13 protein-coding genes are annotated in these 11,772 nt (G+C 56.2%); all 13 read right to left on the bottom strand.

Annotation, left to right across the window (positions count from 1 at the left end; translation table 11 throughout):
- Window positions 1-19 precede the first annotated feature (19 nt).
- A complete protein-coding gene (locus NTX17_04040; protein MCX5800537.1) occupies window positions 20-397 on the bottom strand; it encodes a hypothetical protein in 378 nt (125 codons plus the stop codon).
- A 100-nt stretch (window positions 398-497) separates the two neighbouring features.
- On the bottom strand, window positions 498-1,409 hold the full coding sequence (gene rapZ, locus NTX17_04035; protein MCX5800536.1) for an RNase adapter RapZ: 912 nt from the start codon (window positions 1,407-1,409) through the stop codon (window positions 498-500).
- On the bottom strand, window positions 1,406-2,374 hold the full coding sequence (hprK, locus tag NTX17_04030; GenBank protein MCX5800535.1) for an HPr(Ser) kinase/phosphatase: 969 nt from the start codon (window positions 2,372-2,374) through the stop codon (window positions 1,406-1,408). The genes rapZ and hprK overlap by 4 nt, the downstream gene beginning before the upstream one ends.
- 1 nt (window position 2,375) lies before the next feature.
- A complete protein-coding gene (raiA, locus tag NTX17_04025) occupies window positions 2,376-2,894 on the bottom strand; it encodes a ribosome-associated translation inhibitor RaiA (GenBank protein MCX5800534.1) in 519 nt (172 codons plus the stop codon).
- Complete coding sequence (lipA, locus tag NTX17_04020) at window positions 2,872-3,753, bottom strand: lipoyl synthase (GenBank protein ID MCX5800533.1); 882 nt, start codon at window positions 3,751-3,753, stop codon at window positions 2,872-2,874. The genes raiA and lipA overlap by 23 nt, the downstream gene beginning before the upstream one ends.
- 38 nt (window positions 3,754-3,791) lie before the next feature.
- Window positions 3,792-5,201: an RNA polymerase factor sigma-54 gene (gene rpoN / locus NTX17_04015; GenBank protein MCX5800532.1), complete on the bottom strand. Its 1,410-nt coding sequence runs from the start codon at window positions 5,199-5,201 to the stop codon at window positions 3,792-3,794.
- Window positions 5,202-5,221: 20 nt separating this feature from the next.
- On the bottom strand, window positions 5,222-5,944 hold the full coding sequence (lptB, locus tag NTX17_04010; GenBank protein MCX5800531.1) for an LPS export ABC transporter ATP-binding protein: 723 nt from the start codon (window positions 5,942-5,944) through the stop codon (window positions 5,222-5,224).
- Between the two features lie 25 nt (window positions 5,945-5,969).
- Window positions 5,970-6,545, bottom strand: coding sequence for an LPS export ABC transporter periplasmic protein LptC (lptC, locus tag NTX17_04005; protein ID MCX5800530.1), 576 nt, complete (start codon window positions 6,543-6,545; stop codon window positions 5,970-5,972).
- Window positions 6,527-7,474 (bottom strand): lysophospholipid acyltransferase family protein, encoded by a 948-nt coding sequence (locus NTX17_04000; GenBank protein MCX5800529.1) that lies wholly within the window; start codon window positions 7,472-7,474, stop codon window positions 6,527-6,529. Before NTX17_04000 ends, lptC begins: the two co-directional genes overlap by 19 nt.
- A 120-nt stretch (window positions 7,475-7,594) precedes the next feature.
- Complete coding sequence (locus NTX17_03995; GenBank protein ID MCX5800528.1) at window positions 7,595-8,569, bottom strand: KpsF/GutQ family sugar-phosphate isomerase; 975 nt, start codon at window positions 8,567-8,569, stop codon at window positions 7,595-7,597.
- Window positions 8,570-8,580: 11 nt separating this feature from the next.
- On the bottom strand, window positions 8,581-9,129 hold the full coding sequence (locus NTX17_03990) for an HAD hydrolase family protein (protein MCX5800527.1): 549 nt from the start codon (window positions 9,127-9,129) through the stop codon (window positions 8,581-8,583).
- Window positions 9,130-9,273: 144 nt separating this feature from the next.
- Window positions 9,274-10,080 (bottom strand): 3-deoxy-8-phosphooctulonate synthase, encoded by an 807-nt coding sequence (gene kdsA / locus NTX17_03985; GenBank protein MCX5800526.1) that lies wholly within the window; start codon window positions 10,078-10,080, stop codon window positions 9,274-9,276.
- Window positions 10,081-10,133: 53 nt separating this feature from the next.
- Complete coding sequence (locus tag NTX17_03980; GenBank protein ID MCX5800525.1) at window positions 10,134-11,768, bottom strand: CTP synthase; 1,635 nt, start codon at window positions 11,766-11,768, stop codon at window positions 10,134-10,136.
- Window positions 11,769-11,772: the final 4 nt, after the last annotated feature.

The raw sequence follows: 11,772 nt of genomic DNA, 5'->3' as shown, positions 1-11,772 counted from the left end.
AACAAGCTTCACAAAACGCCTATAAGGCCTGGATGCCGCCCCTGCCCTTTGCGAGAATCCTCTCCACAAGCTCGTCAAACGGGAGTTTGCTCCTGTAATGAAAGAATTCCAGCACCATCGGCAGGTTTACACCCGAAACTACCTTGATTCTCTTGCACTCGCTCTGCGCCGACTTGCAGGCCGTGAGGCAACTGCCTCCAGCCACGTCCACGAAAATCACCGTATCGTCCTGGCCGTACGTGCGCACCTCACCCTGCACGGCCTCGCACAGGCTCTCGGAGGAGAGTTCTTCATTCGAAAGGACTTTCACGCCGGTCTGCGGGCCCACTATGAGCTGCGCGGTGTTGACCAGTTCACTTCCGAGGTTTCCGTGAGTGACCAATAATGCCCTTGTCATTTCCTAGGCTGCGTCTCCCTCACCCCGTTGTCGCGAAAAACATGGGGCAGCCGAGTGATCGGTTTCCAGGCCAGGTGCAACCCCAGGCCGTCCGTTCAGATCATCTGTTCACGTCCCTGTGCTGCACCCGCACGTCGACTCCCTGTCTCTCGAGCACATCCGCGATCTTGTTCGCGACGTAGACGGAGCGATGCCTTCCTCCGGTGCACCCAACGGCGATCGTGAGATAGGATTTGCCCTCTTTCTCGAACCGCGGCAGGAGAAATCCGAGAAAGCTCTCGAGGCGCTCCAGGAACTCGAGGGTCACGTCACACGCTTCGAGAAAAGCGACGACCTTCTTGTCATTGCCCGTGTAAGCCCGCAGCTCATGTACGTAGTGGGGATTGGGCAGGAAGCGAGCGTCAAGAACCACGTCCGAATCAAGAGGCAAGCCGAACTTGTACCCGAAGGAGACTATCGTCGTGAGTAGCTCCGGCTTCGTGTCCGACGTGGCGAAGGCGGCGAACAGGACGTCCCTCAACTCTCCCGGGGTCATTGCAGAAGTATCGATCACCCTTCTTGCAGAGTCCCTCAGGAAGGCCACCCTTCTTCTCTCCTCGTGGAGGCCCTCGAGCACACCCACTCCTTCGCCGAGCGGATGCTTCCTCCGAGTCTCCCTGAACCTCCTCAGAAGTGCCTCGTCCGTCGCGTCAAGAAAAAGGAGATCGTACTCGACTCCTTTGCCGCGCAGTTCGGAAAGGCTGCCGGCAATGTTGTCAAGAAAATCCCTCTCTCGTATGTCAACGACCAGGGCGATGTTAGAAATCTTGTCACCGTACTGAAGGCAGAGATCGGCAAGAACGGGAATCAGCGTGGCGGGCATGTTGTCCACGCAGAAGAATCCGATGTCCTCGAGGCATTTGATCGCGTAGCTCTTTCCGGCCCCCGACACGCCCGTGATCACCACAAATCGCGGCGCCTTCGTCTCGCATGCGCCTTCGTCCTGGGTCTTGATAGAACTTGCCTCCGTCATTCCCAATCACCGCTGACGAGCCTGTCTTGCAAGCTCTTGCGATGCATGGCCTGCATGAGCTTCTCATCAAAGTCTTTGGCAGGATGATATCCGTAGATCTTCACAATGTGATTGAGGGCTATCACCTCTGCGATGACAGTGATGTTCTTGCCGGGCACGACCGGTACCGTGACAATCGGAATCTCGACGTCGAGTACGTTTGTCATCCTATCTTCGAGCCCTATTCTCTCGTAGTCATCTGCGTCACTCCAATCCTGGAGCCTGACTTCCACTTCGATTCTCTTCTGGAGTCTGACGGATCGGATCCCGAATATGCTTCTCACGTCGATTATTCCGAGTCCTCGGATCTCGATGCGATGCCGCAAGATTTCCGAGGAAATACCTATGAGGAAATTGCCGTGCCGCTTCATGACGTTCACGACGTCGTCGGCCACGAGCCTGTGACCTCTCTCCACAAGGTCAAGCGCGCACTCGCTCTTACCGATGGAGCTCCGTCCGGTGAACAAAAGCCCTATGCCATAGACGTCCACAAGAGAGCCGTGCACCACCGTGCGCGGAGCAAACACGTCGTCAAGATAGGCCGTCAGCTCACGTATGAAAGGAGTGGTAGTGAGGGAGGTCCTGAGAATGGGCACGGAATGAGCATTTCCGAGTTCGATGAATTCGGGCGGCACGTCCAGCCCCTTCGCCACGATGATGCAAGGGAGAGCGAAATTGAACAGCCTCCCGATTGCCTCCCTCCTCTTGTCGGCCGGAAGCGTGCCCAGATAGAGTGATTCCGTCTGCCCGAGGACTTGAACCCTTTCGTGGAGGAAATTCCCGACGAACCCTGCAAAAGCGAGGCCCGGTCTATTCACGTCACTCGCCGTGATCTCTGTCTTGGACTCGAGGGATTTGGTGAGGAGTTCCAGATGAAGATCCTCACGTTTATCATCATAGAATCTGCTAATTGTGATTCCGTGCATCTTAGCTCACCGGCTCCATCAGAGCGAAGTTTCCGTCGCCTCTCTTTTGAAGCACCGTGGTTCTCTCCGTCGCAGCATTCACGAATATCAGAATGTCCTCGCGACTTCTTTCCAGAGCGTCCATGGCCTCTTCCACGGTCATTTGTCGAGGCACGACCTTTTTCGGCCTGAGGGTCGCGAGTTTCCCTAACGTCTCGAGCTTGGCCCCAGACTCCTTCAAAGAGCCCCTCTGGCGCCTGCTCGTGACCTTGTCTTTCCTCTTATTCAACATCCTTTCGAGCTTATCAACAACCGTATCAATGGAAGAATACATGTCGTTGCTTTCGGCGCGACTCGTGATATCACCACCGTTAAGCCTAAGCACGACTTCAGCAATGTGCCTGTATCTTTCGAGAGAGAACATCACGTGGGCCTCAACGAGTTTTTTCGAGTACTTCTCCAGCTTGGAGAGTTTCTCCTCGGTATAACTCCTGATTGCGGGGCTTGCAGTGAAATTCTTACTTCGAGTCGTGATCTCCATTGACATTCCTCCAAATCTCAAAAGCCTTGTATGAACTTCTGACCAGGGGGCCAGCATACACGGCGTCGAATCCCAACCGCTTTCCCGTCTCCTCATAGTGGCGGAAACGTTCAGGGGAAACGTACTCTCTGACGGGCAGGCTGCGCAACGTGGGCCTGAGGTATTGCCCTATTGTGACAGACCGGCAGCCCGCATTCCTAAGATCTCTCAGAACATCCATCACCTCCTCCTCTTTCTCACCAAGACCGACCATGAACCCCGATTTGACGACGACGCTGCCTGAGGCACGAAGCGCGGCAGTTTCGATAAGCTTGAGCGAAACAGAATAATCGGCGCCGGGCCTCACCGTCGGGTAAAGCCTGGGTATGGTTTCCACGTTGTGAGAGAATACATCAGGACGTGCCTCCAGCACAAGCAAACAGAATCGGCTTTCCCCTCCGAAATCAGGGACCAGAACTTCGACTCCCGGCCCGGTCTCTATCCCTCGCAGTTCCTCCACGCACCTGGCAAAATGAGACGCCCCGCCGTCCGACAGGTCGTCCCTCGTTACGGAAGTGAGCACCACGAAATCGAGCCGGAGCTTCCTCGCGGCCTGCGCGAGGCGGAACGGCTCTCGGGCATCGACGCTTCCAGGCTCTCCTTTCGAGACGCCGCAGAACCCACATTTTCTCGTACAGACTGTGCCAAGGATTATGAAAGTGAGGGAAGGCAAAGAATAGCATTCCCACCTGTTGGGACATCGCGCGCTCCTGCAGACTGTGTTCAGCCCGAGCGTCTCCAACAGACGGTCGACTTCACGCGTCGCATTGTTTTCGGCGAACGGCTTTCTGGCCCAGAGGGGAAGCCTGGCAACTGCCATCAACGTTTACCCCTGCGGGAACGTGGACACAAGAACGGCTAGTGTCGTTTTCTGTAGCGAGCCGGTAGTAATCTCAGCTGCTCTCTGTACTTTGCCACGGTGCGCCTTGCGATCCTGAGACCTCTATCTCTCAAGATGTCGGCAATCTTCTGGTCGCTCAGAGGATCCGACCTGTCTTCTTCCTCCACCAGCACGGAGATTATGTCCTTCGCGCTCTTCGCGCTCATATCTTCGCCGGCATCGGTCTGCAACTTGCTCGAGAAGAAAAACTTGAGCTCGAACACCCCTCTCGGGGTTTGCACATACTTGTTGTTTGTGACTCTGCTGACGGTTGATTCGTGCATTCCAATCTGATTGGCCACCTGTTGCAGAGTCAGAGGCCTCAAGAAGGCGATCCCTTTGTCGAGAAATTCCTCCTGACTGTCCACGATACATTTCATCACCTTGACCATGGTCTTTCGTCTCTGTTCTATCGTCTGAATAAGCCATTTCGCTGAGTTGAGCTTGCCTATGATGTACTCTCTTGTCTTGTCCTTCCGAGCCTTTTCTCCCCGCAACATGTCTCGATACGAAGGGTTGATGCGAAGCCTCGGAACGTGGCGGTCGTTGAGAAACACGACGTACTTGTCCTCGACCTTATCCACAACCAGGTCCGGAACCACGTACCTCGGTTCCTCCTGCGATATCAAGAAACCCGGCTTCGGATTGAGTCTCGAGATTATGTCGCCCGCTGCCTGGATCTGTACGATCGGAACACGCATCTTCTTTGCGATCTCGGCGAATTTTCTATCCTTGAGGGAATCGAAATGATCTCTGACTATTCTGGCGGCCAGACTCTCGGCCGCGTCCTCACGACTCAACTGGATGAGGAGGCATTCCCTCAGATCCCGTGCGCCGATGCCCGGAGGTTCTAACGACTGGACCAACTTGATGGCCTCCTCAACCCTCTCCACGGGTTTTCCAATCAACGTCGCCACTTCTTCGGCGGTAATCGTGAGGAATCCCCTGTCGTCGATGGAACCTATGAGAAACTCCCCAATCTCAGTAAGCTCGGGATCGTCGGTGGAGATTCTCAACTGACTCTGCAGGTGCTCGCGCAGTGTGGGAACTGTGATCGGGACCCGTTCGGGCAGATCGGCGGAGTTGTCGGGTCTGCCCGGAGATGCATCGTAGCCTTCCTGATAGTACTCGGCCCACTCAAGCGGATCCTCTTTCTCCACGGGTTCGGGCTCGTCCGCCGTGCTCGTCTCCTCTTCGGAGCTGGACGTTTCTTGAACTTCTTCCTCTTCGTCCACTTCTTCCAGGAGAGGGTTCTGAAGAAGCTCTTGCTTCAAGATCTGTTGAAGCTCGAGCGTGGGCACTTGCAGTAGCTTCAGTGCCTGTTGAAGCCTCTGTGTCATTATCAACGTGGGCTTCTGTGTCAGTTGAAGACTGTGCTTTAGTTCCATGTCACGTTCCAATCCCTGCGCTAGAGCCTGAATTTATCGCCCAGATATATCTTCCTGGCAAGAGGGTCGCCGGCCAACTGTTCTCCGGTGCCGGAGAGCAGTATTCTCCCCTCGAACATGACGTACGCCCTGTCCGTGGCCGAAAGAGTTTCCCTGACACTGTGATCCGTGATGAGGACCCCTATTCCTTTCTGCTTCAGTCTGAGAACGATGTCTTGAATCTCGCCGACGGCGATGGGGTCTATGCCGACAAAGGGTTCGTCCAGCAGCATGAAACTTGGATTACTCACGAGCGCCCTCGTGATCTCCACTCGCCTTCTCTCCCCTCCGGAGAGCTTGTAGGCACTCCGATCACCAAGGTGAGAGATTCCGAGTTCTTCCAGGAGACTCGCGACCCTGGTCTCTCGCTCCTTGTGGGTGAGGTCCAGGGTCTCCAAGATGGAGAGGATGTTCTCCCTCACGGTCAGCTTTCTAAAAATGGAGGGTTCCTGGGAAAGATAGCCAAGTCCCATGCGGGCTCTGCGAAAAACGGGGACGCGAGTCACATTTGCAGAAGCGAGCATGACTCTGCCCGCGTCGGGTCTGAGGAGACCCACGATCATGTGGAACGTGGTCGTTTTGCCCGCTCCGTTTGGCCCGAGAAGCCCCACGACTTCGCCCTGCCCGACCTCAAGGCTCACGTCGTTCACCACGGTCCACCTCCCGAAATTCTTTACAAGCCCCTCGGCTTTGAGAACTTTCATCGCTTCCCCCACTGCCGCCTCCTGGCTATCCCTTCGGGACGAGCTTACCCTCTTTGTCGATCACGAAGGCCTGAACGTTCTTCTTTATCTCGAACTCGTTGAGGCTGGGATCACTAACTAGACCGAAGCCGGTAAGTACGTCTCTCCCTTGAGTTATCTTCACGAAATCGTCGGACAGTATTTTCTGAGCAAGATTGAGCCAACTCAAGGATTGGGTCTCGAGAGTGATACCGTCCTCAGTTTTTACGAACACGTTCCCCCGAGCTTCCATGTCGTTGGTTTTCTGGTCAATTATCCCGGAGTCGGCCTTCAGCTCGGAAAACTTGGTGCCGTCCTCCTCAAAGAAGTCTATTCGGACGTTTCTCGCATGAACTTTCGCCTTTTCGTTGTAAATGGCTGCCCACTCTGCCCAAAGAGTCCACTTCTTGGTGCCTTCCAGGCTCTCGGTCAGGGAAAAATTCCCCACTTCCTGATCCGGTGTCTCTGCGGGAGTCTTTTCGGGACTCGAACTCGAGTGCTTTTCGCAGCCTGCCACGCTCACGCATATCGCGCAACAGAAAACGGCAATCAGGAGAAAATACTTCAGGTTTGAACGGCGCATCCTTTTCCTCGCGAAGCCTCGCTTTCGGCCTTCACGTTCGCCGGGGCGGACGCGGTCTTCCATCTTTCGTGCATCCAGACCCACTGGGCCGGCCGGCGTCTGATGTAGTCCTCTATGGCCTGCGTGCACGCCTGCATGACCGAATGCACGCACGTCTCCGTGTCCAGGTCGCGAGGAACGTCGATAGGCTCTCTTATTCGTATCGTGTGAGTGCCATCTTCTTCCATTTGAATGGCCATCGGCACGATCGCTGCGCCCGTACGCAGAGCCAGATAGGCGGGCCCGACAGGCGTGAACGCCGGACGACCAAAAAAATCACAGAATGTACCCTTGACCGACGTGTCTTGGTCGATGAGCACCCCCAGTACTCCACCGCGTTTAAGCCAACTGTACGCGGCCTTGACGTTGCTCACTCTCGAGATGGGTTTCATTCCCTTTGACCTCCGCAAGTCGTCGATCAACTTCTCGAGCTTCCGATCCCTGAGCGGTCGAACAATAACGGCCAGCGGATATCCGATCATTGAAAAGTACGCCGCCAAGAGCTCCCAGCAACCGATGTGACCCGTTACGGCTATTACGCCTTTCCCGCGCGACACGGCTTCATCGAAGTGAGTCACACCCTGCACACTAACGAAGTCATCCAGTTCGTGCCACTTCAACGCAGACAGCCCGAAGACGTCCACACAATTTCTTCCAAGCTCCACGTAAACACGGCGAGCGAGCTTGCGAATCTCCTTCCTTGAATACTCGGAGAACGCGAGAGACAGATTGACCTCAGCTCTCGTCCTGTCTCTACGCAGCAGAAGGAAACCCGCCGCGCCGAGCCCACCAAATAATCTCAACGCCACCGAGCGCGGAAGAACGCGGCCCAGCAGCATCAAACCTCTGGCAAGAACATACACCGTTGCCCACCTGAGCTGTTTACCCAAAGTCGTCTTCCCCCTGAGGCAAGTTAGCAAAAAAGGCGGGAGGCGTCAAGCATAGACCATGCCAAGGCGGTCGAGGCTAATCGGCGAGACATCAACAAGATATCTGTCGGCGGAATCACGTCAGCGAGTGACTCTTGCCCTGAGGCAGTCGTGAAGATGGACGACTCCTTCCGGCTCGCCGGAAGACGAGACGACTATCAGGCAGGTAATTGGAGAAGGCCGGTTTTCTTCCATCCTCTTGACCGCGGTGGCAACGAGCTCGTCCCTGGCAATCGTGCGCGGCTTGCTCGACATCACGTTTCCCACCTTCAGCGTGAAAATGTCGCGTGATTTCAGGAGAATCCTCTTGATGTCGCCGTCCGTCACGATACCGGACAGCTTTCCGCCCGCATCAACGATCGTGGTAACACCCAACCCCTTGTTCATTATTTCCAGGATTGCGTCCTTCATGGAAACGCCTTCTCCCACCCTGGGAAGCTCGTCCCCGGCGTGCATGACGTCCTCAACCTTGAGGTTGAGCATCTGCCCAAGGAGTCCGCCCGGATGAAAGAAGGCGAAGTTTTCCCTGGTAAAACCCTTGAGCCTCAACAGAGCTACGGCAAGAGCATCTCCCACCGCAAGCGCGCAGGTCGTGCTCGTCGTGGGAACCACGTCAAACGGACAGGCCTCGGAGACGGCGCCAGTTTCCAGCACGCAGTGGCTCGCCCGGGCGATCGGAGAATCCTTCGCGGCCGTTATGGAGATGAGGGTCACGCCGAGTCTCTTGAGCACCGGGAGGAGTTGCGTCAGCTCCGCAGTCTCACCGCTCTTGGACACAAAGATCACAACATCGCCTTTCTCCACGACACCGATGTCTCCGTGGGCGGCGTCTCCGGGATGTATGAAGAAGGCCGGCGTGCCGGTGCTGGTCAGGGTGGCGGCTATCTTGCTGGCAATTATGCCCGACTTACCCACACCGGTCACGATCACCCTGCCCTTGCCGGCAATTACCGTCTCAACGGCACGTTCGAACTCGGATCCGATCGTCTCCGCAAGAGAAAGAACGGCCTCGCCTTCTTTTCTCAAGACCTGCCTTGCCACGTCGAGCGCTGACATCGACGTCTTGTCTAGCCGACGAACTTTCTGACGGCCTCGTCCCACTTTCCTTGGCTCCTGAGTATTCGTTCGATCACTTCTCTCGCCGCTCCTTCCCCACCGTTCTTTGAAATCGTGAGATGAGCGACTGCCTTGATCTCGTCCGCGGCGTTGGCCACTGCAAAAGCCACTCCGACTTCCTTCATGACCTTGAGATCGTTAAGATCGTCTCCGGCGAAACCGACTTCGTCGAGCCCAAGACCGGTTCTCTCGCAGATGGTCCTCACGCACGCGAGCTTGTCCTCCACGTTCTGAAAGGCCTTGATTCCAAGCTCGCCGGCTCTGCGCGTGACGCTCGCCGAACTGCGGCCCGTCACGAGGGAGACTTCCAAGCCTGCCGTGCCTGCCACGAGGATTCCGAAACCGTCCTTTGTGGAATAGGCCTTAGCGTCCTCCCGGCGTCCGAGGTAAATTTTTCCGTCGGTGAGGACTCCGTCCACGTCGAAGAAGACGGCCTTGATGCGTCTCATCCGCCCGTCCAGACCTGCTTCCAGTCTCTTCTCACTGTTTCCCTCACTCACGTTCCCTCGCTCCTGCTCGCACTCCGCCTGTCCGATCGCTTCTGCTCTCTCTCGTCGCACGCGGCACCGCCGCGCGAGTGCAAGAAACACCCGAATTGTGCCTCGCTCCCCGCTCCAGCCACTCAAGACTTGGGCGTCTTCCCTTCAACTCAGTGAGCACTTCAGAAAGGCTTCCCGAATTCTAATCATGTCCTCCAGAAATCTCTTGAGAGACGAGACGGGCAGCATGGTTTCCGAATCAGAAGGAGCGCCATCAGGCTTCTCGTGCGTCTCCACAAAGAGGGCGTCACTGCCAGCCGCAACGGCCGCTCTGGCCAGGGTTGCCGCAAAGGCCGTGTCGCCGGACGTGCGTTCCCCGCCGGGCCGCTGTAGACTGTGCGTGACGTCAAAGACGACGGGCACTCCCATCGACCGCATGGTCGTTATGCCTCTCATGTCAACAACAAGATTATGATAACCAAAACACGTCCCTCGTTCCGTGAGTATGACGTTCCTGCATCCCGAAGAGGCAAGCTTTTCGAGAACGTACTTTGTGTCCTCCGGCGCGACAAACTGTCCCTTCTTCACGTTCACGGGTTTGCCAGTGGCACCACACGCCAGGAGAAGATCGGTCTGGCGGCAGAGAAAGGCCGGAACCTGAATCACGTCCAACACCCGCGCGGCTCGTTCCACCTCACTCCGGCAGTGAACATCCGAAAGCACGGGAACTCCGATTCTCTCTCTTACGGCGGACAAGATCTCGAGGCCCTCCTCAAGACCGGGCCCTCTGAAAGAACGGACGGAGGATCTGTTGGCCTTCGAATACGATGCCTTGAAAACGAATGGCACTCCGAGTCCGTCTGCAATCAGTTTGATTCGCCCGGCAATCTCGAGACAGTGCTCTCTGGACTCGATAACGCACGGTCCGGCTATCAATGCGAGTTGACTCTCGCCGAAGATTACGTCACCCACTCGCACTTTCTTCTCAAGCGTGAGGTTCAGACATCCCTCCGTGGTGAAATGTGTCAGGCGTCGCTCTTCTCTTGAAGTGATACCGTTTTCGAAAACTCAAGCGCGGCCTTCACAAATTCGCGGAAGAGCGGGTGAGGCGCGTCAGGTCGTGATTTGAGTTCGGGATGAAACTGGACACCCACGTACCAGGGATGCCCTTTGAGTTCCATTATTTCAACGAGGTTGCGTTCCGTCTGCACGCCGGAAAAGAACGCACCGTGCTTCTCGAGAACGGCGCGATAGCCATTGTTGAACTCGTACCTGTGTCTGTGGCGTTCGCTGACGTGGTCCGAACCGTATGCCTTCCTGGCAACGGATCCTTCTCTTAGATCGCATCCGTACGCGCCGAGCCTCATGGTTCCTCCCATCGCCTGCACCTTGGACTGCTCCGGCATGAGAGCTATGACGGGATGGGGCGTGGAGGGGTTGAACTCGGAGCTGTCTGCATTTTCGAGACCGCAAACCGATCTGGCAAATTCTATGACGGCACATTGCAGTCCCAGGCAGAGCCCAAAGAACGGCACGCCTCGCTCTCTGGCGTAGCCTATGGCTCGGACCATCCCCTCGATCCCCCTCTGTCCGAAACCGCCGGGAACCAGAAGGCCGGACACGTTGCGAAGGAGATTCTCGGCGCCCTCCTTCTCGACTTGCTCGGAGTCAATCCATTCTATCTGCACTCTCGCCTTGTTGGCCATCCCCGCGTGAACGATGGCCTCCGAAATGCTCTTGTATGCGTCCCTCAAATGGACGTACTTCCCGCAAACGGCGATGGAGACCTCCCTGTCGGCGTGCTTTACCGCGCTGACCATCTCGCTCCATCTTTCCAGGTGCGACGGGCCGCACTTGAGAGAGAGAAGCCTGACGATCAACTCATCCAATCCACCATCGCTGAACATGAGAGGGACTTCGTAGACGGAGTCAACGTCAAGCGCCTCGATGACCGACTCGTGCGACACGTTGCAGAACAGAGCGATCTTCTCCCTGGCCTCGGAAGAAAGTTTGGCCTGGCTTCGGCAAAGTAGAACGTCGGGTTGAATACCGATCTCCCTGAGCTCTCTGACGCTGTGCTGTGTCGGCTTGGTCTTGGTTTCTCTCGCGGCCTTCATGAACGGAACGAGCGTGACGTGGATGAAGGCGGTGTTCTCCCTCTTCAAGTCGAGTCTCAGTTGGCGGATGGCCTCCAGGAAGGGCAGACTCTCGATGTCGCCGACCGTGCCGCCTATTTCGATAATCGCAACGTCCGCGCCGTCCGAGGAACCGACCTCGAGAATGCGTCTCTTGATCTCGTCGGTCACGTGGGGAATTACCTGAACCGTACCTCCGAGATAGTCGCCTCTGCGTTCTTTCGTGATCACGGCGTCGTAGATCTGCCCCGCGGTCACGTTGTTCTTCTTACTCATGTTTATGCCGGTGAATCTCTCGTAATGTCCCAGGTCGAGGTCGGTCTCGGCACCGTCCTCGGTCACGAACACCTCTCCGTGCTGAAAAGGACTCATCGTACCCGGGTCCACGTTGAGGTAGGGATCGCATTTCTGAAGAGTGACGTTGAGATTCCTGTTCTTCAGAAGAAAACCCAGCGAAGCGGCTGCGATGCCCTTTCCGAGCGAGGAGACGACTCCGCCTGTCACGAAAACATATTTTGCACTCATAGAT

The sequence above is a fragment of the Candidatus Eisenbacteria bacterium genome (assembly GCA_026388185.1).
Taxonomy (GTDB): Bacteria; Eisenbacteria; RBG-16-71-46; order JAFGJU01; family JAFGJU01; genus JAPLKG01.
The sequence above is the reverse complement of the archived record's forward strand: the minus strand, read 5'-3'. Positions and strand labels throughout refer to the sequence as shown.